The 24,500-nt window shown below is 55.6% G+C and carries 20 protein-coding genes; 11 read left to right on the top strand and 9 right to left on the bottom strand.

The window, feature by feature from the left end; all coding sequences use genetic code 11:
- Positions 1-339: 339 nt before the first annotated feature.
- The 6 genes from L21SP4_RS12465 to L21SP4_RS09645 form a co-directional block, all read right to left on the bottom strand.
- On the bottom strand, positions 340-2,109 hold the full coding sequence (locus L21SP4_RS12465; protein ID WP_082116673.1) for an RHS repeat domain-containing protein: 1,770 nt from the start codon (positions 2,107-2,109) through the stop codon (positions 340-342).
- A gap of 80 nt (positions 2,110-2,189) precedes the next feature.
- A complete protein-coding gene (locus L21SP4_RS12955) occupies positions 2,190-2,573 on the bottom strand; it encodes a hypothetical protein (RefSeq protein WP_144413824.1) in 384 nt (127 codons plus the stop codon).
- Positions 2,570-8,545: an RHS repeat domain-containing protein gene (locus L21SP4_RS12460; protein WP_082116672.1), complete on the bottom strand. Its 5,976-nt coding sequence runs from the start codon at positions 8,543-8,545 to the stop codon at positions 2,570-2,572. Before L21SP4_RS12460 ends, L21SP4_RS12955 begins: the two co-directional genes overlap by 4 nt.
- Before the next feature lie 13 nt (positions 8,546-8,558).
- The gene (locus L21SP4_RS09655; RefSeq protein WP_052881331.1) at positions 8,559-9,797 is read right to left on the bottom strand and encodes an ISL3 family transposase; all 1,239 of its coding nucleotides are present in this window, start codon (positions 9,795-9,797) and stop codon (positions 8,559-8,561) included.
- A gap of 117 nt (positions 9,798-9,914) precedes the next feature.
- Complete coding sequence (locus L21SP4_RS09650) at positions 9,915-10,538, bottom strand: hypothetical protein (protein ID WP_052882463.1); 624 nt, start codon at positions 10,536-10,538, stop codon at positions 9,915-9,917.
- Positions 10,539-10,840: 302 nt separating this feature from the next.
- Positions 10,841-12,220, bottom strand: a complete 1,380-nt coding sequence (locus L21SP4_RS09645) for an IS91 family transposase (RefSeq protein WP_144413823.1) — start codon at positions 12,218-12,220, stop codon at positions 10,841-10,843.
- A gap of 65 nt (positions 12,221-12,285) precedes the next feature.
- On the opposite strand from L21SP4_RS09645, the gene L21SP4_RS09640 reads away from it, so the two are divergent.
- Positions 12,286-13,269, top strand: coding sequence for a helix-turn-helix transcriptional regulator (locus L21SP4_RS09640; RefSeq protein ID WP_052882461.1), 984 nt, complete (start codon positions 12,286-12,288; stop codon positions 13,267-13,269).
- Positions 13,270-13,602: 333 nt separating this feature from the next.
- On the opposite strand, the gene tnpC is transcribed toward L21SP4_RS09640, so the two are convergent.
- On the bottom strand, positions 13,603-15,042 hold the full coding sequence (gene tnpC / locus L21SP4_RS09635) for an IS66 family transposase (RefSeq protein WP_074041580.1): 1,440 nt from the start codon (positions 15,040-15,042) through the stop codon (positions 13,603-13,605).
- A complete protein-coding gene (locus tag L21SP4_RS09630) occupies positions 15,042-15,953 on the bottom strand; it encodes a Druantia anti-phage system protein DruA (protein WP_201774603.1) in 912 nt (303 codons plus the stop codon). Before L21SP4_RS09630 ends, tnpC begins: the two co-directional genes overlap by 1 nt.
- 454 nt (positions 15,954-16,407) lie before the next feature.
- On the opposite strand from L21SP4_RS09630, the gene tsaA reads away from it, so the two are divergent.
- The 8 genes from tsaA to L21SP4_RS09585 all read left to right on the top strand — a co-directional run bounded on the left by tsaA (position 16,408) and on the right by L21SP4_RS09585 (position 21,894).
- A complete protein-coding gene (gene tsaA, locus L21SP4_RS09625) occupies positions 16,408-16,875 on the top strand; it encodes a tRNA (N6-threonylcarbamoyladenosine(37)-N6)-methyltransferase TrmO (protein ID WP_201774620.1) in 468 nt (155 codons plus the stop codon).
- A gap of 682 nt (positions 16,876-17,557) precedes the next feature.
- Entirely contained in the window at positions 17,558-17,839 is a 282-nt protein-coding gene (locus L21SP4_RS09620; RefSeq protein ID WP_052882458.1) for a hypothetical protein, read from the top strand.
- A 136-nt stretch (positions 17,840-17,975) separates the two neighbouring features.
- Positions 17,976-18,212 (top strand): hypothetical protein, encoded by a 237-nt coding sequence (locus L21SP4_RS09615; protein WP_052882457.1) that lies wholly within the window; start codon positions 17,976-17,978, stop codon positions 18,210-18,212.
- Complete coding sequence (locus L21SP4_RS09610) at positions 18,202-18,579, top strand: PIN domain-containing protein (protein WP_052882456.1); 378 nt, start codon at positions 18,202-18,204, stop codon at positions 18,577-18,579. The genes L21SP4_RS09615 and L21SP4_RS09610 overlap by 11 nt, the downstream gene beginning before the upstream one ends.
- Before the next feature lie 406 nt (positions 18,580-18,985).
- Positions 18,986-19,390: a type II toxin-antitoxin system VapC family toxin gene (locus L21SP4_RS09600; protein ID WP_052882454.1), complete on the top strand. Its 405-nt coding sequence runs from the start codon at positions 18,986-18,988 to the stop codon at positions 19,388-19,390.
- A gap of 445 nt (positions 19,391-19,835) precedes the next feature.
- Complete coding sequence (locus L21SP4_RS09595) at positions 19,836-20,171, top strand: hypothetical protein (RefSeq protein ID WP_052882453.1); 336 nt, start codon at positions 19,836-19,838, stop codon at positions 20,169-20,171.
- A gap of 41 nt (positions 20,172-20,212) precedes the next feature.
- On the top strand, positions 20,213-20,791 hold the full coding sequence (locus L21SP4_RS09590; protein WP_052882452.1) for a class I SAM-dependent methyltransferase: 579 nt from the start codon (positions 20,213-20,215) through the stop codon (positions 20,789-20,791).
- A gap of 332 nt (positions 20,792-21,123) precedes the next feature.
- A complete protein-coding gene (locus tag L21SP4_RS09585; RefSeq protein ID WP_052882451.1) occupies positions 21,124-21,894 on the top strand; it encodes a hypothetical protein in 771 nt (256 codons plus the stop codon).
- Between the two features lie 302 nt (positions 21,895-22,196).
- On the opposite strand, the gene L21SP4_RS09580 is transcribed toward L21SP4_RS09585, so the two are convergent.
- Positions 22,197-22,679, bottom strand: a complete 483-nt coding sequence (locus L21SP4_RS09580) for a hypothetical protein (protein WP_144413821.1) — start codon at positions 22,677-22,679, stop codon at positions 22,197-22,199.
- A gap of 82 nt (positions 22,680-22,761) precedes the next feature.
- On the opposite strand from L21SP4_RS09580, the gene L21SP4_RS09575 reads away from it, so the two are divergent.
- Positions 22,762-23,592 carry a lipoate--protein ligase family protein gene (locus tag L21SP4_RS09575; protein WP_052882449.1) on the top strand — a complete coding sequence of 277 codons (831 nt, stop codon included), beginning with the start codon at positions 22,762-22,764 and terminating at the stop codon, positions 23,590-23,592.
- A gap of 227 nt (positions 23,593-23,819) precedes the next feature.
- Positions 23,820-24,494, top strand: a complete 675-nt coding sequence (gene hisH, locus L21SP4_RS09570) for an imidazole glycerol phosphate synthase subunit HisH (RefSeq protein WP_052882448.1) — start codon at positions 23,820-23,822, stop codon at positions 24,492-24,494.
- The last annotated feature ends 6 nt before the right edge of the window (positions 24,495-24,500 follow it).

The raw sequence follows: 24,500 nt of genomic DNA, 5'->3' as shown, positions 1-24,500 counted from the left end.
CCTCTGGCTTGCGCAGAACTTCTTCAAAAGTAGGTAGCCTATCCTCCTTATTTACCTTTTCCATGGGGTAGAATTTTACGTTGAAAAAGACGTAGATTGAAAAAAAGAACCCAACCAGAACGCATCTCCATGGCAATCGAAGCTTCGAAAATATCCACCATACAAAGAACCCAAAAATAAAAGCAATAGGGGCTGTTATGAGAAAGGTATAAAACGTAACCGCTAAGCTATTGATAGCATACAAAGATGAAAACACGAGGGGTATAACAAGAACATTCAACAGTGATATAAGTCCGAGTAAAACAGCCCCAGCAATCAGAGATTCCATTAATAATTTTTTCATTTTGCAGGCCTATTCATGTAGTTTCCGACGGCATCAGCACCCACGCGTCCTGTGAGATCAAGGTGTGTTTGTACCCATCCAGAAGAGTGCTTTGTTTCAATGTTATGGGCACCACTAAATGTACGACCTGCCGGACCTGCTTCCTGGAAAAAAGGCTGGAACAAACCGCCACCTGAAACCTGAACCTTGTCCCCATGGGAATAGACATTGTACCACTCACCAATATTGGACTCGTTCGGATTGTGAGTAAATGTCCTTGCTGGGGTTCCTAGCGTAACCAGATTGTCAATGCCAGCTCGTTTACTGGCCTCAAATGCAACATTTCCTCCGTGACTATGGGAAACAATGGTTATGGGTTCATTTGGATACTGTGTGCGGTATTCGTTAATATTTCCTGCCAGTCGCCGCCCTGCAATTTTTCTTGCAAGGGTGTTGTTCATGCCGCTCCACTCAAATGAAATTTGATTTTGATCATTAAATGTTTCCGCATAAATATTTCTCGTAGCCTGATTAAACGTCGAGCTGTCCGAATAGGTTCCATGAACGAAAACGGTCAACAACCCAGTTGGGTCTACGCCAAACAAAGGATTCAGGTTCCCGTAAACATAGAGGTTGGCAAAACTGTCGATGCCAGCGGGGTCGATCGAAAGGAAGCGGCGCTGAGAAACGGAGTAGTAGCGATTGAGCATATAGTATGTGTCGCTGTTTTCAGCACGTACGCCGAAGCCGCCAATGAACGTATAGGGCGTTTCAACTGAACCGGTTTTCTGAAGAATTTCTCCGTGCGGGCTGTAGGCATACTGAGCAACAACGGCTGCATTGGTATCGGTGAGCGCCAATGTGGAACCCTGCTCGTTTTGGTGATAATAATAAACCGCGCCGTTTGCCTCAATGTGCGCCAATAATCCGGCGGGTCTCCAGATATAATATTGTGTGATAGTTCCCGCACCATCTACCTCGGCAAGCGGTCGTTTCAAGGGATCGGCATAGTCGAGCACGAAGAAGTTGGTTGTTCCATTTTCGACGCGTTCAACCCGTCCACCGGAAGCATCATAACTGTATTCCGTGTGGCCGAAACGGAGCAGGCGGTTGTCATAATCCCATTCATACGTCGTTCCGCTGGCGTTGGTGAGGTTTCCATTCGCATCATAGGCGTAATCTTCATCACCTGCCGAAAGAAGCTGATCGGCATCGTTGTGCGCACGAGTCTGGCGCAAGCCATTCGTAAAGCTTGGAATCAGTCCGGCATAAATATCCTCACGGGTTTTGAAACCTCGCAAATCACGAGTAATTACGTGGTTCAAAACGGTTCCGTGAACATAGTTGGTGACGCGGCTTTCTGCATCATAACCAACCGTTGCATTGATTCCGTTCGGATAGGAAATGCCGGTCAACCGCGATGCTCCATCATATCCGAAAGAAAAGGTGTATGTGCCATTCGCATTTTTAGCGGAAGCCGATGTCAGACGATTATCCTCATCAAATGAGTAACTGACAACAAGGCCACCCGGATAGGTGATGTTTGTTCGATTGCCGTTCAAATCGAACGAATTTTGAACCACAAAATTCACAGAAGACACAGATTGGGTCGAAGCGGCGAGTCGGTTCATCTCATCATATGCAAAAGCAACCTCTGCATTCTCATTGAAGAAGAGTGTTACGTTTCCGTTGTTGTCGTGGTCGAAACCGGCCTGTGTTGCATTCGGATAATCAATCCGAACCATCCGGTTCATGTCATCAAAAACATAGCCGGTGGAACGGCTCATGGAATCAATTCGATTGGTTGGGTTCCCGTTATTATCAAACTGATAGCGGGTTCGACTTAACACAGTCGTTCTCCTTTTTCCTACGGCCAAATTTGAAAAGGGTAATCACTTCCACGAATCTGCTCAACCCGAACAACTCGAAAATCATCATTGTTTTTCGTATTATTCCAATGTACGCGAACCCTTATTTCTCCCGTATCACCAGACACATCAAAACAATAGAACCCCTGAATCCCATCTTTTCTAAATGACACTTTTGCTGCGGCTTGTTTTCTATAGTCAACGGATTTAACAGACCCAATAGACGTTGGAAAAATATTCTTCTGTTTGTTTAAAAAAGCTTTGCAGTATTCTATTTCGGGTCTTTTGTAAACATGCATATTTAAAATTGTTGTCACCAAAACAGCACCGCCGAAAACACAGATTATTATGAGACACCAGCTTTTTGGAGATAATTTAATCATTTCAAATATCCTGTTGTTGTGTGTCCATGGGTTGTACTTGGGGAACTACCCTGCGGGGGCTTGCTTTGCCAAGAAGTACCCCCAGTGATCCCTCCAAAAACCATAGCTCCAAATCCAAAACTGGTCGGCTCTGGACTTGCTTCCAAAAATGAATCGGAAGTCTTCTGAGAAATATTTCCTTGAACAACAACGTCAGCAGATCCATTAGCATTGATAATTGTTCCCGGGATGGTTAGCGAACCAATCAGTCCTCCTCGGCCTTCCACATTAGTTGCATCATCGGCATCCACACGTACCCGAAGGCCTCCAGAAACATCAAGTGCATTTAGGAGTTTGGCACCTCCTGAGACTTCAACGCCAACATGAGATGCTTCGCCTTGAGAAGCGAATGCGGGAGCACTATTTCCCGGAGCAAAATCAATCATAGCACCAAGGCCATATCCAACAGCACCCCCCACATTCCACCGGCCATTATTCTTCCCAAACGTAACACGTCCACCATAGCCATATGCAGCACCGATTGTGACCTGCCATAATCCGAGGGGGTCTACGAACGCCAATGGATTAATATCCGCATAAGCATAGAGGTTCGGGAAACTGTCGATACCTGCGGGGTCGATGCTGAGGAAGCGTCGCACGTCAGCCGAGTAATAGCGGTTGAGCATAAAATATAAACCGCCGCCTTCGTTGCGAACGGCAAGACCTCCAATCCACTGGTACGGCGTATCTGTGGTGCCGGTTCGTCCGAGAACCTGTCCATATGGCGAATACGCAAACCGGTCGGTAACGCTCCCGGTTTCATCAGTAAGTGCGAGAACGCTTTTTTGCTCATTCGCATGATAGTAGCGAGTTGATGTGATCGCGCCGGTGGCGGGGTTGCGGTCAAAATGCGCTAACAGCCCGTGTGACGACCAAACATAGTAGCGTGTAATGCTCCCATCAGCATTCGCCTCGGCTAACGGCATCTTGAGCGGAGCGTGGTAATCCAGAATAAAGTAGTTTGTAACCCCGCCCCAAATCCGTCCAATCCGCGCACCCGACGCATCGTACAGGTATTCTGTTCCATTGACGGATGTAAGATGATCGTTGTAATCCCACTGATATTCAGCTCCAGCGGTATTGGTAAGGCATCCGTTATTGTTATACGCATAGCTGTCCAAACCGTCTGAAACAAGCTGATCGGCGTCATTGTGCGTAAGGGTTTGGTGAAGATTATTCGTGAAGTTGGGAACAAGCCCTTCGTAAATATCCTCCCTTATTTTAAAGCCACGAACGTCCCGCTGAATTGCATGCTCACAGAAAGTTCCGTGAGTGAAGCCCACAATCCGGTTTTCGGCATCGTATTCAAAAGCTGAAACCACGGAGTTTGGATAGACGATGTTGGTGAGGCGCGAAGCTCCATCATATCCGAATGAAAATTCATTCGCGAAATTCGCGTGATTCGCGGTCACACTCTCCAAGCGGTTTTCTTCGTCAAAACTGTACGAAACGCTCAATCCGCCGGGATAGAGAATGTTGGTTCGGTTTCCATTCAGATCGCAGGAGTTTGTAACCGCGAAAGAACTCAAAGAACGCAGAGAAACATCTGCCTCAGAAAGTCGATTCATCGTGTCATACGCGAAAGTAATTTCGGCATTTTCATTGGAGGAAAGGATCAGATTGCCGCTCGCGTCATGGTCGAAAACAGACTGTGTCATGTCAGGATACTCGACCCTGTCGATCCGGTTCATCCCGTCAAAAATATACGCCGTTGATCGGCCTGCCGCATCGGTGCGATTGGTCAGGTTTCCGTTATTATCAAACTGATACCGGGTCACGTTGCCGATGGCATTGGTGATGGAAGTAACTCGACTTTGCGCATCCACACCAAAGGAAATGACGTTGCCTTCGGCATTGCGGAACTGCGTCCGGAAGCTGAGCGCATTATAGTCGCTTTCCTCACGCGCGCCGGAGGGGCGCACGGACGCGATGGGGCGACTTAGCGGGTCAAATTCAGTTTTCCAATGTTTGGAAATCTGATCAATCCGATTGGTCATCCGTCCAAGTGGGTCATACTGAAACGTCTCCGTTGCCAGCGGCGTGGATTTGGAAACCGGGCGGCTGAAATCATCATATGCCGTATGATCCCAAAGATTAAGCCCTGAAGGATCAATTACAGAGTTCGTGATGTTTCCTGCCTTATCGTATGCGAACTGCCGGGTGGTGAGCGTTGAATAACTGGCAATTGTTCTTCCAACGTCATCCAGCAGATTACTGACAACATTTCCTTTTGCATCCGTAACAGAAACGAGGCGGTCGGCGGCATCATATGCGTTGGAGACGACTCCTCCATCCGGGGCGGTGATTGTTTTCTGTTTGTAGGCCGGAGTATAGGTGTAGTGCGTGGTATGTCCTCTCGCATCGGTAACCGTTTTGAGAAGCCCGTTGTTCCAATAGCTGTTGCTGACGGTGGTGCCGTCAGAAAATTCGGTAAGCAACAGGTTTCCGCTGGCATCATAGGTGGTTTCCGTTGTCTGCCCTCGGCTGTCCGTATGCTGGAGCAGTTCTCCTCTGGCATTATAAAGGAAATCATTCGTTCCTGAATCTGTGGAAATGACGGTGTCAGGGTTTCCGTATGAATCGTACGTGTATGACGTGACACGCAAGCCGTTCCCTTCACTCTTTTGCTGAAGCAGCCCGCTGGGGTAATAAACAAAGGTTGTTTCGTTGCTGAGGGCATCTGTTGTTTTTGTCACATGGTGTTCGGAATCGTACTCAAAACGGGAAACCTGCCACTCTGTGGCGCTGAGCTGATTGCTGATGCAGACCAGCCGATTGCTTGCATCATATCCATAAACCGAAACCCGCTCTTCGGATGTTCCGGCAGATTCCCGCTTTTCGACCAGGTTCAGGCTGTTGTCATATACGAGGAGATTGGTCACACCTGCGGCATTAACAGAATTTGTAACCTGATCGCGTTCGTTATATCTGCGGAATGTGCTGTTGCCGTCTGCGGCCTGTGTTTCAACGGTGCGGCCCTTTAAATCGAAACGGTAGATTGTCTTTCGTCCAGCGGGATCTTCTTCGATGCTCTGGGCATTGGATGTGTGAAATTTCCAAATATTGGATGTTGCGGATATCTGCTGAGTCACAACACCAAGGGAATTGTAAAAGTTCTGAATAGTGGTAATGCCTTCTGGATCGGTTAGCGAAGTAATTGCGCTCGGATGGTTTGTGTCGCTATAGGCGATTCCCCAGTCAAACCCGACGGCATCCACAAAGTTCGTCAGGTTGTCGCTGGAATCATATTGGTATTGAATGGTGCGGGTCGGCGTCGAGTTATCGCTCACGCTCGTCAGCAACCCGCCGGTATAACTGAAAGAGAGGGTCGGCCCAAAACTGCTGACAACGCTTTGCAGGTTGGTCTGTGCATTGTAAGTAAACGTAAGCGTGTTTCCGTCTGTATCCGCAATTTCGGCAATCAGATTGTTGGTGTTGAACGTATACTTGTTGGCATTCCGTTCCTGTAAAATATAAACGCCGTTTGTTTGTATCAGTTTATCTGTTGATCCAGGGGGCGGATTGAATTCCCCATCAGGCAGGCGCGTGAATTGTCTTCCGGATTCGCCGATTCGAACGGTAATTGTATTTTCCACGGCGGAGTCCAGAGCCCATTTTGCAGCAATGGCAGCCGTCGTCCAGCCTTTCGCGTTGTCTTCATTACGCATCAGATCCAACGCGATCATTTGGGCGGCTAAAACGGCGGCGGCATCAGCCGTGTCTCGTTCGCCAAAAGCAAAATCGCCGCTACTGTGTTCGTCGATTTCGATTTGAAGTGAATGGCACCAGCCCGGCCCCATCACTCCATCTGCGGCAACCTGCCCACTGTTATAATGACGGTTAAGAATCAACGGTAACGGGCCGGATAATGTTAAGTCCTTGTGATCCAGAAGATAGTCGCCGGAATAGAGATCAACCGGCTCGATGCTTTTGGGGCGGAAAAGCTGAATAGGAGGCGGCGGGGGCGGAATGTACGTGGTTCGAGTGACCGTATTAACAACCGGCGGCGGCACATATCCCTGATAACCTGAATAACCCCCGTTCTGGGTGCCGTAGGCTCCTGAAATAATCGCACCCAGAGCCTGTGAATAAACCTTGAAATAAGTGATTCCCGTCCAATTACCGACCGTCACTGCATTTCGTGGAAGCACCATCCTGTATCCCTTATTGATTTCAGTGCCTAAATCGGTTTTTTGAGCCGGAGTATAGCCGGAAAGCTTGGACTTAACGTTCAGGCCGGAGGTCCAGTTTGCAGAGGTCGCATAATACGTGTGCTTCCCGTTTGCATTATTCAATGCAATGCCCTTCGTTGAAGAAATTCCCGGACGCTCAGGTCCCATGATCTGCTCCAGCATCCCATGCTCCAAACCGCTGGCCATGAACGACGAGGCTTGAAACAATGACGAGGAATCCGGCATCTGCATTACGTAAGACATTCCAAGCAACGGCAGGTCAATATAATAGCCTTCCTCCTGAGCCACAACTCCGCCCTGGAAAAGCCCCAGCGACGGAATTCCGGTCAGACGACTCAGAAGCTTGTTTTGCAACGTGTTCTGACGACAGTAAAATAGATTCATCAGGTGCAACGTGGTTCCAAGCACTTCTTCCGAAGCGTCGCTTAAGCCCTGTGACCGGAAAGCCGCCAGTTTACGGCTCTCTCGCGCCAGCACTTTTGGAGAAGCCATTAGGAGGTCTGAAACCACACTATAGCTGTAACCAACGGTCAAATCACATGGCTTGTTTGCATTGGCCTTCTCATACATTCCAAAAAACGAAGGCAGAAGTACTTTAAGGGTGAGATTCTTAACATACCCAACCGTTAATGCCGTTGTTCCGCGGGCCTTTTCCTCTCCATCCAGTCGAAGAACCGGCCTGTTCCCATCATCGGAATCATAAAAAATCGTGATCCGTTTCCCTGCCAGCTCATACCCCTTCAAAGCAACAGAACTGAAACCCGATTCATGCGTCAGCTCATAGCGGGCAAACATATTGTCTGGTAAGCTGCCCAATACACTGGAGGACGCAACCCGAACCATGTCCGGTGGCAGATTCGTGCTGAGAACCGAAAGAGGTTCACTTTGAGGCATGCGCTGCCCGACAAGTTGTTCAACCTCAGAATCGCCATCATTTTGGGCCTGATGAACCTGCGCCACGTAGCCACGCAAAAGATTTTCGACTGCTGTCTCATTTACATTTTGGACCTGTTCGGAAGTAAAAACAGTGGCTCCATTCGATGCGGTACTTAAAAAATTGGTTCGCGTATAGCCAGTGACTTGTGCCAGCACAGTTTCCGCATCCTCGGGAGCGGACTCATGCGGTACAAACGAAGGATCCAGCTGATAGGTTGTTCCGTCAATCTCCGCCTGAAGCCAGTAATGTTTATCGAATTCCCACCCATCAGCTCGCTGTACAGGCGCATGAATCAAAAACCATGGGTTCAAATGTTGGAAATGGTTCGTTGGGCAACCCGTGAGATTCGTTAAAAACTCACCCGTATAAATTACATTTCCGCGAACATAACTGACATCAATCGAATCGTCCGCCACCTTGAGCAAAGATCCCAGCAAAGCGCATTGATCCAAATCATTTCCAAACCCGCTCAACAGCGTTCCTTCTGCACCTTTAAAACAACCGTAATAAAGCTCGTAGCCAATCCGGTTGCGAACAAACTCAAAAATTTCAACAGGATCATTATTTAATGCTGCAGCCTGGGACCGAATGGCCTCCGTGATTGCCATTTCCGGAAGTACGCTGCCGCCACTTTCCATGGTGGATAACACCATTGGTTCAGCCAAAATCTGAGATGCCGCATTACTGACAAAACAAGAGTTGTCACTGCCAACGGCATGCCATCCTCCGATAGAATCCATCCCGGCATAGGCCGTGCCGAGAGAAAAAACCACTCCGAGAATAGTGAGCATTCGGTTATTCATTTAGGTTCTTTCGCTAAAATTGTGGGTCACTGAGTTGCTCGAAGCTGGGTAGGGCTCCAGTTGCATTGAGTATTTTGAGGAAGAAGTAGTGCTCATCGTGGAAGCCATAGCTCCTGCGTTTGAGTACTTTGATTTTGTTGTTGATGCCCTCGGCCACGCCGTTGGTGATGCGATATTCGAAGTAGGAGAAGATGCCGTGCGACCACCGGACCAGGCGCTTGGCGAGCTTGATGAATGGCTCCAGCCGGCTCTGCTTACACCGCTTGATCCACCCCTTCAGGAAGGCTTCGGCCTCTTCGCGTGTCGAGCACGCGTAGAACGCCTCGAAGTCCTCCTTGAGCAGGTACGCTTTCTGTAATTGTCGGTTGATTGCCATGATCTGTTCGAGAGTCTGTTTGTGTTTGCGCTTCAGGTTGCGTGAGGCCCTGAGCCAGAGCCAGCGCGTGCCCTTGATCAGCTTGCCCTCTTCGTCAGAGCATATGGACTGCTCGTGGCGACGTACGGCCTCAATGGCATCACTGAGGTACTTGTAGACATGGAACTTATCGAAGACAACGACGGCGTTCTTGCAGTGCCGTCGGACGCTGTTCAGGAAGGGCTGCCAGAGGTCCATGCACACGGCCTCGACAGCCTTGCAGCGCTTGCGACCGAAGCAGCGGAAGAACCCGCCCACAGCGCGCTCCTTGCGTGTCTTTACCAAGCCGATCACCTCCTTGCGCTCCAAGTCATAGAAAACCGTGGCGTAGCGGTGCCCCTTGCGCAGCGAGATCTCATCGATCCCCAGATATCGCACCGTGCGCTCCTCTCGCTTGGCATCACGCCGTTGCAGCCACTTCTTGTCCATTCGGTAAACGGCATCTTTACTCAGGCCCTCCAGGGCGGCCACATCGCTGACTGGCAGCAGATCGCACAAGCCTGCCACGTACTTCTCATAACGGACGGTCTGGCGAGCATACCGTTCAACCCAGTCCAAGCCCTCGATGACCACGCCGCAACGAGGGCAATCCACACGGACGAACTCGACTTCCAAGTAGCACTGTCGGCCCCAGATCGGGAAGTCCCGGATCCGTCGCGGTGGCTGCGTGTCGTATGTGAACAACAGCCCCTCCCCGCACTGACCACAGCTGTAACCAACACTGCGTCGATCGATTCGAACCGTCACACTGCCATCTTCCTCGATACGAATTCCACCGGCGACTACGCCCCATCCTTGAATCCCGAGCAAATCTGTGAACAATGACTTCTGAGACATCGCTTCCTCCTGCTGTATATGATTGCGTTCACAACCATTTGCGCAGATCTGGGGCGATGTCTCACGCTTTCATCCACAAAATTCGAGAAAGAACCTTCATTTATATGTACCTCTCAATCAGTTGCTTGTAGAAAAAACATTCAAGTTCGTTACGTTATGTGCCGGGGTCAGTGTGTACAGTTCGGACGAACTGTTGTTCAGGTGCGATTCGATCAGTCGCCCGTCATCATCGTAGCGGAAAATCAGGCTTCCCTGAGAACCGCCGGGAGGCGAGACGTTAGCAATTTGCGGATGAGTCCCGCCCTGATATTCAGCCAGATTGTTGACTCCATCGCCGTCCGGGTCACCGTTTGTATCGTCGGTCAACGGATCAAGGCCTCCGGCAACTTCCCAGCCATCAGGCATACCGTCATCTTCCGAGTCTGTGTCGTTGGGGTATGTTCCGTTTAAATATTCGTCGGCATTGATCAGGCCGTCTGAGTCATAGTCGAACCCGCCGTCGGCATAATAAAGAGGATTAAATCCGTACTGAACTTCCCATCCGTCCGGCATTCCGTCCCCATCGCTATCGGAGTTCTGATAATCCGTGCCCAGATCGTATTCTGTGACATTGTCGAGGCCGTCAGAATCGGTATCGACATCAGAACTGGCTGAGGTGCGATAGAAAATGACTCCTCCACCGATTGCGGTGGAGTTTGTGACGACAACCAGAGTCTGATTGGTGCAGGTCTCTCCGGGCATCGTGTGGTTCGGGCAGTTCACCCAATTCGTCGAAATCGTTGTTTCGTAAATTAAATTAGGGATATTGGCCTTGATAAGAAATTGCTTTTTAGGCGGTTCCCGGTGAGGGGCCGCTGTTGAGGTCCGAGGCTGGCTGATCGTGTCGCTTTCATGGTGCGAGGGTGGCAAAATCGGGGGTGGACGTCAAGCTCCGGGGTTTGGCTGCCTCCGGTCGGTCCGGCCCCGGGGCCGGACCGACCGGAGGCAGCACGTTTGGGATGTTTTCGGGCGGAAAGATATAAACCTCCCCCATCACGATGGCCTCAGTTCGCGAACAACACGGGTACGGTGTCGTAGTCGGGGAACGGGTCATCGAGCCAGGGCTCGACGACCGTGGCCGTTGGCGGATCCGCGCCGGTATGCACCCGGACCCCTTCTTCCCACAAACCGAGGTGCCGGAGGATTTGTTCGATGACGGCGCGGTCGTCGATAAGCGAAACAATCCGCATCTCGTGGGCGCAGCGCGGACACAGCAGCGGATCGGCTTCCCAGACTTTCTTGATGAGTTCGCGCCATTTCGGTGACGGGATGCGTCGCGGCTTGTGGTCGGATACATCGATGATCTGCACGGCCTGGCCTGGCGCCTTTGCCTCTTCGGCGGCCTGTTTGTCCCGCTGGCCGCGCATCTTGTTGGAGTACCATCCGTAGTAGCGGACGAGTTGGAAGCTCTTGTCCGGGATGTGCTGGGTTATCGCCGCTATGAAGTCGCAGGGGGTGAAGACCTCGAAGTTGCGCCGGATCTTCGGGTTCATGCCGGAGCGGTACAAGATCGTCCCGCCGGACGGGTTGACCTGCATTTTCTCGACGGAGAAGGGGTTCCTGATGATGTACTGGGCCAGACGCTCCAGGTCTTCACGCTCGTCGGGCAGCACGCGTCGGCTGCGATGCACGTTGAACCCGGAATGTACCCAGCCGCGCAGCATGTTCGCCCGCTCGGGCGGCAGAAGCCCCTTGTCCACCAGAAACGTGATGACCCGAGCCCGGAACAATTCCTCCAGCGGCTTGAGGCTGACATCGGGCAGGACATAGAACAGGCCCGAGCGCACGAACAGGCCGTCGGCAACGAGTGCGTGCAGGTGCGGGTGGAAGTCCAGGTATTCGCCGAAGGTGTGGATCGCCATGACGATGCCGGGCAGGCCCTCGGTTAGATTGAGCGTGGTGCGCAGGTATTCGAGCAGGCACTCGTGGGCGATCCGGCACAGGTCTTTGAGCAGATCGCGGTCGTGGCGGAAGTAGATGCGCAACATCTTGGGCAGGGCGAAGGTGAAGTGCCGGTGGGGTACTGGGAACAGGATGGTCTCGGTGACAAGCGCGCCGAAGAGCTGGACTTTCTTCTGGCCTGCCTGCCGAAGCCGCTTCGGCGCAGGCAGGTGGCACGAGGGGCAGAACCAGCGCCCTTTGCAGGAGAAGGCGAGCAGGTATTCATGCTTGCAGTCGTCGCAGCGCACGCGGGCGAAGCCGCGCTCCAGGTCGCCGCAGTCGAGGAACTTGTTGACGACCTCCGGGATGATGGGGCGCAGGAAGCCGTACCGGGGCTGGTATTGTTCCTCGTATAGCTCCAGAAACGCGTCGAAATGCCCGGAAAGGCATTGCCACAGGGGCGATGCCTTGGGCCGGCGCGGACGATAGACTTGATCCACCATGCCGCCCAATGTATAAAAGAGGGTGTGTCATCTAACGGCATACCCCTGAAGAAAGTTTGAGAAAAATGAAGGCAGGCTCCAGACCCCAGTATTACCGCATCCGGCGCATGGTCCAGATGGTGCGCGAGGGCGCAGAGACCGGCTATCTGCCGAACAGCAGCGACTTCATGAAGGAGTTCGAGGTGTCGCGCCGGACCGTGGCGCGGGATCTGGACTTCCTGCGCGACGAGGAGAACGCCCCGCTGGCCTACGACGAGGCCCGGCATGGTTTCCGGCTCACGGACGAAACCTACATGTTGCCACCGGTGCGGATCAGCCGCCGGGAGGCGTTCAGCTTCGCGCTTGCCCGCAAGCTCCTGGCCCATTACGAGGACACACCACTCCACCTGGACATGCGCTCGGTGCTGGATAAAATTGCCGAGTCGCTGGAGGGCGATGTGACCATCGAACCCGACTGGCTCAGTGAGCACGTCGGCGTCCTGCCCGAGGACCGGGTGCGGATCGATCCCGATGTATGGGCGAAGTTGGCTGGATGCGTGGAACGCTGCGAGGCGGTCCGGGCGACGTACCAGACCTTCGACGGGCGCGTATCCGAGTACGAACTGCACCCCTACCACCTGCTCGCCTACCATGGGAACTGGTACCTGATGTCGTGGAACGCGGAGAAGGGGCGTGTGGCGACGTTCGCCCTGTCGCGGTTCCGGCGGATCGCGGCGACGGGACAGGGTTACACGCGAGCGGCCGAGTTCAGCCCCGAGACATACGCCCGGCAGGCGTTCGGCATCGTGGGCGGCGAGAAGCCGATCAAGGTCCGGCTGCTTTTCGAGCCGAAACTGGCCGTGTACATCACCGAACGGCAGTGGCACCCCACCCAGGAGTTCCGAACGCGCCGGGACGGCCGTGTCGAGATGCGGCTGGAGACGACAGGACGCAAGGAACTGGTACGCTGGGTCCTGTCCTGGATGCCCGACGTGAAAGTGCTCGCCCCGAAGAGCCTGCGGGACCGGATCACGGAGAAATTACAGGATGGACTCCGGACACAGCAATGAGACAGAATGGCCCAACAACACGCTACTCACCTACACCTTGCCCGCGGACGGTCAAGGTGAGGGAGAGCGTGGACGTTATGTTTGATTAAAACAATAAGGTGACTACTCAGGTACCCCTCTCCCAGAGGACGGTTGACGATAACGGGCGACGAGAGCGGTCGACGATAGGCGCTTCCAACTCGTGAGCCGTTCTCGTCGCCCGTTATCGTTAGCCGATTCCAGATGGGCTATACGGGATCGAGACGATGGCGGCAAGTCGGGATGGCTCCGCCTGGATTTGCGAGGGGGCGAGTGCGAGTAGGATCGGCGAGGTCCGTTCATCCGCGGCAGAGGCTACGAGGTATTGAGCGCCGGAACGAAGGGGTTTCCGCTGAACAGGCGGGTCAGCGCATCCATAGCGCCGACGGCATTCTTGCGGGCGGTTGAGATGTAGCTTCGAATGCGGCAGAAGGCTTTGGCGCCATCCTCGGTTCGGAACATGCCCGAGATTTTCTGCTGCACCTTCATCATGCGTAGATCGCGCTCAGCCTGATTGTTGTCGAAGGGCACGTTGAAGTCGTACATGAACGCAAGCGCTTCATCGCGGTGCTCGTCGAGCCGTTCGAGCAGGTTACGGGCTTTGGTCTTCTTGCGGCGGCCCCGTCGTTTCTTCGCGTTGCGCGGCAACGGCGGCAGCGGATTCTGCGCGTAGCCTTCGTCGAGGACTTGCTGGTAGCGGGCTTCGAAGGTGTGTAGCTGCCGCCGGTCAAGATGATCGGTCGACTGTTTGGCGAGATCGACGGCCTCTTTGATGTCGAGCAGGCAGTCGATCATGTGGTCGGCCCAGTCCTGCTGGTGCTGCTCATGCGCAAAGATCAGTTCCCGCAGGTGATGGGCGTTGCAGAGGCCATGGAGGCAGTCGTAGCCGAAGTACGGTTTCCAGAAGTCGTGAACGGCGCGTCCGAGGAAGTCGGGCAAGATGCCGATGTCATCGATCGCTTCGCGGCCGCGTTTGCGATGGATGTCATAATAGGTTGCCTGTGCGGTCGAGGCCGAATGCAGCCACCACAGCTTGCCGTCTACCCGTGAGCCGGTCTCGTCGAAGTGTGCCACGGCGGCCTGCTCGATCAACTCCTTGATCTTCTCGACGGGGTCGGCGGCCAACGTGTGGGATTGGGTGATGATATTGCAGAGCGTGCCTTCGCTCATCGGGCAGCCGAAGAAGTCATTCAGCAGTTCGCAGGTTCGGTCATAGGGCAGGAACTGATAGTTCTTCAGGTACACGGCCGCAGCCTTGATCCCCTCGCCGTATTGCACGGGAGCGTTGACCCCTTCGGGGAACGCGGCTTTGTTCAGATGGCCGCAAGCGCAGGTTTTGGTTTCAGCCTGGTGCTCGGTGACGATCAGCCGCAGGGGTGGCAGGTCATGGACTTGACGCTTTTCGATGCCCTCGACGGATTGATCGGCTAGAGAGCGGCCGCAGTGTTCGCATTCCTTCACACGGTGCACTTCGGTGTGCTCGGGCTTGTCGGCCATCGCGAGCGTATGGCCGGTATGGCCGGGCTGGCCGCCGGACTTGCGCTTGCCCTTCTTGCGCAGGCTTTTGGGCGCAGGTTTCTTGAAGCCGTCGCTGGAGGGCGGTTTGCTGCTGTTGCGCGAGTTTTTGGCGAGTTGGTTCTCAAGAGACTGAACGCGTTCTTCCAGAGCACGGATGCGCGCATCCATCATCAACAGTACCCGCACGACGGTTTCCTTGCCGGCGTCGTAGATCGCTTCGGCCTCTTGGCGTGTCATCACCTGCCCGCCCTCCCTTCGGTTCGGGAGCAGGCGGGTGCGCACAACTCCCGCCGGAACTCCGGGATGAGCGGATACAGATACACGTCCTTGACCGGCGCCTGGATGCGGCGGTCTCGATCGTTGCGGGTCCGCCCCTGCGTTGCGCCCAGGCGCATCCAGTTCGCGGCCCGGTAGCAGGTGCCTTTGAATCGGGAACGGTCCACGAACGTTTCCAAGGCATGCACGGGATGAGCGTACTTGCCCTGCCAGTCATCCCGGATGCGCCGGGCAATGAGGCCGAGGACGTGGCTGGCCAGATGCGGGACTTCGACCCAGGGCAGGATCAGGAAACGCGTATTGTTGGTCAATGCCTGAAGATTGCGTTCACGGCAGGCCCGATCCCAGCCGAGGAAACGATCCCGATCCGCGCATTTCCATGCCGCCGAACCGAACAGCGCACAGGCCACGAGCCGACCGTGCCGGTCGCGGATCAGATAGCGCAGGTTCTCGCCCACCGTGTTGCGATGGCCCAAGTAGTGGTATCGGCCCAGCAGCCCTTTGAACAACTGCGAGTTATCCGAACGTGGGGCGACAAGGTCTGCCGACAGGGGCCGCAATGCGCTCAGGTCAGAGCGAATCGGTTCGGCGGCAGGTTCTACGGCAGGCACGCACCGGTTGCGGAAATGATTGGAAGACGGGCGTTGACGCGCCGGCAACTCGATGCATCCGCGTCGCTCCAGCTTCAACAGCAGGGAGCGCGCCGCCATGTCCTTGATACGGCCCTGCGCGTTGCGCCAGTTCCAGCAGCGGCACAGTTCTTCGCTCAGGCGGGTACGGCCCCAGTCCTGGTTCTTCGCCATCAAATCCCGGATCAAGGCGATCTCGCCGTCCGTGATTCTCCGCCCCTGAATGACCATAGCCTGTGCCATGGTCATCAGCGTAGAAGACCACGCGATCCGAGTCCAGAAGAAAATCGGGTTTTTTCTGTTGCGCTCGGGGGGGGGTAGTCTACGATTGTTTCAGTGGTAGCGCCATGGTGGGGCTACCTGAGTAGTTACAAGCGCTTATTTTGTCTTAGGGGGTCAGTTATGGCCCCAAAAACGGAGTTTTAAGCGCAAATTTCTGTTTCGTATCGCGAGAGTCCGACGGAGGTATGGTCGAGGAATGTGCGACGCTCCGTGAGGCGCGAGGAGCTGACAACATCTTTTCCGGCGATGGAATTGAGGCCCTAAGCGGCAGGAAACCGATTGCTGTGGGATGTAAGTCCTTCAAAATGAAGAATTAGAAAGGGTTATCAGACCCGCCACCAACAGGCCCGCCACCAACGCGGCCCCCTGGACTGAGAAGCTCATCCGAGGACATTCGCGCAGGGAGAAGATGGGAATGGAACCTATAGGACTGATTCACACACCGTTTACCGATCTGACGGGCATGCCAATCCAGCCTGCCGGCGCAGCCGGAGTGAGCGGGACGGTTGAGGTCTTCGACGAGTACCAGCCCGGGCTGAAGAATCTCGACGGATTTTCCCATATCGTGCTCCTTTACCTATTTCATCGCAGTCAAGGGTTCAAACTGCAGGTCGTTCCATTCATGGACACGGAGGCTCGGGGGCTTTTCGCCACTCGTGCTCCCAAGCGACCGAACCCCATCGGCCTGTCGGTAGTCCGACTCGATCGGGTCGAAGGTGGCACGCTTCATATCCGCAACGTTGACATGCTCGACGGAACTCCGCTTCTGGACATCAAGCCCTATGTGCCGGAATTCGACGCGCAAATGAAGGTCCGAACCGGTTGGCTTGAAACAGCCAGGAAGAGCGTCTCAGACCGGAAGTCGGATCATCGATTCACATAGGAACGCGAACAAATTGCTTCTGCGGACGTCGCAAGCGTCTCCGCAGAGCATTGCGCTCGAAAACAGAAGAGCCTCTTGCAAAATCCCCCGCAGCGCGGCGCCTGACGGCTTGCGTCGCGGGGCGTTTTGTAAGGTGAAACGTCCCGCCGCCCCGCGTGGGCAAGCACGACGCCTCAGCCTACGCGCCATCGTTAGCCGTAATAGACGGAGTGCGCTCAAAAAAAGTTCTTCGTAAATTTTTATGGTGAGCGGCGGCAAGTCCGCTCGCGTCACAACGTACGCGTACGCGTACGCGTACTCAGCGAAGCGGTACTCGTACTCGAATTCCTTGAATCGGGGGAGTGGGATCGCGCCTTCGGCGCTCCGAGTACGCGTACGAGTAAGAGTACGAATTATGTTCACCCCCCCCCTCAACCCACCTTCATGCTCTTCATGTGAAGCTTGGCGAGAGGAAAAGGTATGAAGAAGTCACTTCAGCGGCTCGAGGGGAACTTTTGTGTATGACCGGAACCTCTAATGGGTGACCCCTGGATGACCCCTGTACTAAGGACATGACGGCAAGCTGGCAGGAGCCTAACCAAGAAATGCATCGTACAAAAGGACCGCGCAGCGTACGGTCACTGTGCCGGTGATTTCGACCGTTGGGAAGGAGGAGAAGATTGACACGAACTGTCTGACGCCTATGGCACGGGACTGCATTCGTCTTGCGGATGAAGCCGTTCACACGCTCTCATCTGAACTGGGTGCCGCATGCAGCCAGTACCGCAGCGAGGACGCATACCTTGAAGGCATCCTGTTGGACGTGAAGGAAATCGAAGAAGACCCGGAAGACTATCTCGACTGGTGGAACATGATTGAGGAAGTGGACGTGCAGCCCTTGCGAGAAAAGTTGCGGATCTTGCGGGAACATATCGAGAAGACGATCAGGACTCCCATCGAAGAACGTGGTGAGCCGGAGCTGTGAATGGATCGCAAGGGGGGGCAACATCAGCGTGCGCGTTAGTGCCGCTGGCGCCGGCAAAACGTGACGCCGGGCGTTCGCAGCTTGATCTGCCGGTCTTCATGCTGCATAGTGGCACTATACATAAAGGAGGCCCTGCATGCAGGCAACAGTAGTCGATTTGCGATACCACATGAACGATGTGCTCAAGGCTCTCGACCGAAATGAAGATGTCGACATTCTCTATCGCGGTAAGACCAAAGGAGTGCTGATGGCGAAGGTAGACCGGACCAGGGCAAAGGTTGAGGAGCACCCCTTCTTCAACATGCGTGGCTCCCGGGAATCCGTCGGAACGGAAATGGAGCGTCTTCGAGGAGGGCGCTACCGTGATATTTGATACCGACATCTTCATTTGGATCGAGCGGGGCAACAGCAAGGCGGCACGTCTTGTCGAGAAAGAGCATGAGCCCTTCATTTCTGTGCAGACTTATCTTGAACTGTTGCAGGGCACGGACAACAAGGAGCAACACAACTACACGAAGCAGTTCCTGAGAGATTTCGGATTCAGGACGCTCCCCCTCTCTGACAACATCGGCCACCGAGCCGCCGTATACATCGAAGAGTACTCGTTGTCTCACGGCCTCAGAGCCGCCGATGCTCTCATCGCGGCGACGGCCACAGAGAACAACATGATGCTCTGCTCAAGCAACCCCAAGCCCTTCAAGCCCATCAAGGGCCTGAAACTCAAAGTGTTCCGCCCATAGGCGGTCTGCCAAAACCAGGCCCGTGGACGGTACGACTTACACCCACCCGTTACCGCCGGCGTTCGGAGCGAGAAACCTCGGTTGACCGCGGAACCTGATTATCGTACTATCTGATTATCAGATACACGGAGGCGCCAATGAACGCGAAGGTATTGAGCGTGACAGAGGCGGTACGACATTTCTCAGAGTACGTGAATCGTGTCGCATATCGGAACGAGGCGTTTGTTCTTCGGAAGGGGAGGAAGTCCGTGGCGGAACTTCGTCCGCTGCCCCATGGCCGGAGGCTCGGCGATCTGCCTGAAATTCTACATACAGTCCCGCGCCTGTCGAGATCTGACGTGTCCTCATTCGGGAGGGATGTTGACTCAGCGCGCAAGGAGTTGAACTCCACCACGTTGAGGGATCCATGGGCGTCCTGATAGACAGCAGCGTGCTTATCCACTTCGAGAGATCCGATGCGGATCTCTCGGCCTATATCCAGGGTCGTGAAGAGGAAGAGGCCTTTCTCTCTGTCATCTCGGCCAGCGAACTGCTCCACGGAGTCCACCGCGCCAAAGACAAGCGGATCAAGGCCAAGCGCCTTGCGTTTGTGGAGGGAGTGCTTGACTCGCTGCCGATCCTTGTCATCAACCTGGCAACCGCCCGGTCCCACTCACAACTGTGGGCTGATCTGGCACGACAAGGCAAGATGATCGGAGTCCACGACTCTTGGCTCGCCGCGACGTGTCTCGCTCATGGCCTGCGCCTCGCCACCAGCAATCTGCGAGAGTTCGACCGGGTGCCCGGTCTTGATGTCGAGAAGTGGGAGTAGACAGCTCCGAACAAGACGCATGGACAGCTACAAATCAACCGCGCGAACTCGGTTGATTTGAGCGTCATGCGCGACGTTCGAAAAAAGAAGCAATGACTCTCGCAAAGGCGCCGGGATCGCAGAGAGGAATGAGCATAGCACAGGCAAAGAAATGGTGCGTTCTCTCTTACGCTCGTAGTAGGCCCGCAGGTCCGCGCAGCGGGGCCAGGGCCGTTATCTTCACGCGCCTGGCCTGCCGGGGGGGGCAGGCTTACGGCGCTACTACGAACGTTTGTCATCTCCCATCCCGACCCCGGCATCCTCTGTGACCGCTGTGGTGAATCCCCATCCCGTCTCTTCCCCGAACAACTCCACCACAAAAATCTATGAAGAACCTAAAAAACAAAATGACGTATGAGGCGGACCCCTATATGATGCTATGGGATACGTTGGCGAAAAGTGATTGATGGCAAAACGGAAGAAAAACCTGTCGTCGAAGTATCAACCGTGGGTTGATGCGCGGAAGCGTTTCCACCTCTCCCACGCGCATGTCCAAATGGCGCGCGAACTCGGCATGAATCCGAAGAAGCTTGGCGGCAAGGTGAACCACAAGCAGGAGCCGTGGAAACTCCCTCTCCCCGAATTCATCGAGGAACTGTATGAGAAGCGTTTTGGGAAAACACGACCGGACAATGTCCGATCCATCGAACAGATGGTGAAGGACAAGAAGCAGAAGCAGGCTGAGCGGAAAGCTCGCAAGCAAGAAGAGCAGGATCGCCGACAAGAGATAGGCGGGGACTGACCCCCGTAAGCGGCTGTCAGAAGGATTTACTTGAAGGTGTTATGAACGAAGATGATATACTGTTCCTGAAGCCGGTAGAACTTGAGATATCATCGCTATCCTTCGATGGGTATGTCCTCGATATTGGCGGAGGTGGTGAAGGCGTAATCGGACGGCTGGAGGGCTCTCAAGTTGTCTCAATTGACCGCCGACGGGACGAGCTCGAGGAAGCACCCGAAGGCCCGCTGAAGATCGTAATGGACGCGAGACAGTTGCAGTTTCTTGACGACACGTTCGCCGCGGCAACGGCATTCTTCTCCCTGATGTATTTTGATCACAGCGTCGATCTTGAAGCAGCTCTTGCCGAGATATACAGGGTGCTGAAACCTGGAGGGCTCTTCCGTATCTGGGACGTCGATACTTCTGCCCTGCCAAGGACGAAGAAGCCGTTGTTTGCGGTCCGCCTTAAATACATCGTAAAGGGGATCGCCTCTGCGACCTCCTATGGTCGACCATGGCCCACACAGACGAGAGACCGGAGTTACTATCGTGACTGCGCAAGAGCAGCGGGGTTCATCCACGTCGATACGGAGATTATCGAGTACACATTCTGTTCAACCTTCAGAAAACGCGAACCATAGCGATCTCCAACAAGCCGGATGCCCGCGACGGCTTACAGCCGCGCGAGAACGGCGACGTCGAAAACACAAGCAATGACTCTCGCCAAGGCGCCGGGATCGCAAAGAGGAATGAGCATAGCACAGGCAAAGAAATGGAGCGTTCTCTCTCACGTTCGTAGTAGGCCCGCAGGCCTGCGAAGCAGGGCCGGGGCCGTTATCTTCACGCGCCTGGCCTGCCGGGGGCAGGCTTGCGGCGCTACTACGAACGTTCGGAATGCCGTACGAAGGTGAATATCGCAATGGTCGTCAACAAGCGACGATCAGCACCGCCATCGCTGAACAGGAGCAGGGAGATGATCCGAGCTGTAGTAACGCCCGCTACCGGGAAGCGGTTGATTGCCAGAGCGCTTGTGCGGCACCCTGCGATGCATACGGCACTTGAGTCTGGCACCGTAGTCATCATCGCGGGAACAACAAACGGATACGTGGCCGAAGAGTTGCTGTCGGCATGCGGGGATGCGAATGGATTCTCACGTCAACGGTTCTTCCGCGGAATCACACGGCCACCATGCGAGAAGACGACGGATACCGGTCGGTTGCCTGGCGAGAGCCCATTCCCCGGTGATGTCGTCATCCAGAAAGGGGCGTGGTTAACCGGCAAGACGATATTTGACGTTCTTGATGACCTGAAGGAAGGCGATGTCATTTTGAAGGGGGCGAATGCCGTTGACCTCGCGCGCAAACAGGCCGGCATCCTGATCGGGCATCCGAAGGGGGGCACAATCGTGGCGGCACTGCAGGCTGTTGTAGGAAGGCGCGTGCGCCTCATCCTTCCGGTCGGGCTGGAGAAGCGTGTCTCGACCGACTTGAACAGCATCGCCGCACATCTGAATGCACCGGGCACAGGTGGTGCGCGGATGCTTCCCGTACCGGGCGAGGTTGTGACGGAGATAGATGCCATTGCGATCCTCACGCGCGCGAACGCTGAATTGATTGCCGCTGGGGGCGTTTGCGGTGCAGAAGGCGCTGTGTGGCTGGCCATTTCCGGAACAGCCAAGCAAGAGGAGACGGCCCGGTCGATCCTGGCCGACTTGGGCGGAGAACCGACGTTTACCTTGGAGTAGAAGTCGAACAAGCCGGATGTCCGCGACGTCTTACAGCCGCGCGAGATCCGCGGCGTTCGAAAACAGAAGAAATGTCTCTCGCAAAGGCGCCGGGATCGCAAAGAGGAATGAAAAGAGCACGGGCAAAGAAATCGTGCTCCCCGAAGTGAAGGCCCTGCACATTGTGTCATTTTCCCTTGGATCGGCAGGATTTCTGGTGGGCGGCAAGCCTCACGGATCAGGAGGCCGGGTGGGCGAAAAGGGGCAAGGGTGTATATGATGCGCAGCTGTGCACACGTCGAGCGGGGGCGGGATTGCAACGGTCATGGACCGGCGCCGTGCAGGGCGCGTCGGGCCCGGTCGGCATAGCTTAAAAACCGATCGAGGTTGATCTCTTCAAGATCGCCGGGGTCGGTGAGTTCGACGAGATGGAGCCCGCGCGGCCCGACGCGGCCGACGCGGTCCATGATGGATCCGAGCCGGTCGAGCTGTTCCCGGGCCTCCGGGGTGAGGCTGTTACGGATTTCGTCGCAGAAGAACGCGTAGCAGACCGGGGGGCGGCCCACCTCGAGCCGGCACCCGCCGGGACCCAGCCATCCGAAGCGGGGATCGAAATCGCCGGGCTGGTCGAAATGCTCGCGCACGCGGCACAGAAATACGCTCTCCAGGGCTTCTTCGCAGATATCCACGCGGCAGCACGAGGTCGCGCAATGCGCGCAGACCCCGCCCCACCGACGGGTGATGCGCTGCTGCACGCGCCGCTCCAGATCGCCGTACGCTTCAAGGATGGAATTCAGTGCGCTCACAGCCGTCCATCCTTCCGGAATTTGCGCCGCGTGGCCATACATCCTTTTCATTTTCGCGTCGTCGCGGGCATACTCCCAATTTATGTCGATGGTGTACCACTCTCCGCAGGCGGACGTATGGCGCAATCTCGCGCTGGAGGCGCATCTGCTCGACCGCGCGGACCTCGACCGCCCGCTGCTGCTGACGTGGGCGGGATGCGAGGCCGTGGTGCTGGGGCGCAATCAGAATCCTTGGAGAGAGTGCGATCCGGAGGCGCTCTCCGCGGCGGGCGTGCCGCTGGCGCGGCGCGTCTCCGGCGGCGGGACGGTTTATCACGACCCCGGCAACCTGAACTATGGCGTGATCACGGACCGCACCCGCTACGAACCCGAACGGGTCTACGCGGTGGCCGAACGTGCGCTGGCCGGATTCGGTGTCCGGCTGGAACGGGTCGAGAAAACCCGTCTCTACGTCCGGGGCCGCAAGTGTTCGGGGCATGCCTTCGCTTTTCGCCGCGGCCGCGCACTGCACCACGGCACGCTGCTGGTGGAGGCCGATCTCGAACGGCTGGAGCGGATGCTGACCCCGGCGCTGCCCGCCCTCGAGACCGCCGCCGTACCCTCGGTCCGTGCGCCCGTGGCCAACCTGGCCGAATTTGCGCCGGGACTGGATATTCCGTCGCTGCGCGACGCGCTGGAACGAGCGTTCATCGAACTCTTCGGCTCCGGTCCTCGGCTTCGTCTGTCCCTGAACGACGCGGAAGAGGAAGATTTGACGCTCCGCGAAGCGCAGCTGCGCGCCCCGGAATGGCTCTACGGCCGGACCCCGCCCTTCAGCGCCGATCTTCCCGGAGGACGCCGCGTTCGCGTGCGCCGCGGGCGCCTTGACGACGGTCGCGGCGACTGGTTTCGCCCGGAGATTCCCGAGCCGTGAGGTGAAGCGTTCGCGCCAGGGGCCGGGAAGAGTGTGAGTAAGAAACCTGAAACCTGAAACCTGAGTGAAAATATCAAGATCCATCGCATATCCTCTTACACGTAATCCTCTCTCTTCTCTGCGCTGAGTTCCTTCATTTCCCCCGCCAGTTTTTCAAGGCGGCGGCTCGACACACCGGGGATTAAGCGCGAGAATCCCGGATTTTCAGAGAGGGGCGGCGACGGCGCATGATCGGCATTATCGATTACAACATGGGCAATCTCGGCAGCGTGTCGAACGCCTGCCGCTATCTCGGCGCGGAACCGCGGCTGGTGCGGCAGCCCGGGGATATGGAGGACTGTGCCGGTGTAATCCTTCCGGGAGTCGGCGCGTTCGGCGACTGCATGCGCCATCTGCGCGCGAACGGTTTTGTCGACCCGATCCGCGACTGGATCGGTGCGGGCCGCCCGTTTCTCGGCATATGCCTCGGCCTGCAGGTACTGTTCGAAGGCAGTGAGGAATCTCCCGCCGAACCGGGACTGGGCCTGCTGTCCGGCGCCGTCCGCCGTTTCCGGTTTGAACACGGTCAATGGGAGGGCCACACCCGGCTCAAGGTTCCCCAGATCGGATGGAACCGGGTGCGCCAGGCGAAGTCCGGCGACCCGATGTTCGCCGGCATCGGCGACGACGCGTTCTTCTACCTCGTCCACTCCTACTACGTAGACCCCGAAGATCCGGCTCTCGCGGCGGGATGGACGCACTACGGCATCGAATACGCCAGTGCCGTAAGACACCGGAACGTCTTCGCCGTCCAGTTCCACCCCGAAAAATCGCAGCAGGCCGGGCTGGCGATGCTCCGCAATTACTTGAAAACCTGCAATGAAGGTCACGCCGCTGGCCGCCATGGGCCGGAAAAGGAGTGAAGCGCT

It is taken from the genome of Kiritimatiella glycovorans (assembly GCF_001017655.1).
In the GTDB taxonomy this organism is placed as follows: domain Bacteria; phylum Verrucomicrobiota; class Kiritimatiellia; order Kiritimatiellales; family Kiritimatiellaceae; genus Kiritimatiella; species Kiritimatiella glycovorans.
Note: the sequence above shows the minus strand (reverse complement) of the source record. Positions and strands in the feature narration are given on the sequence as shown.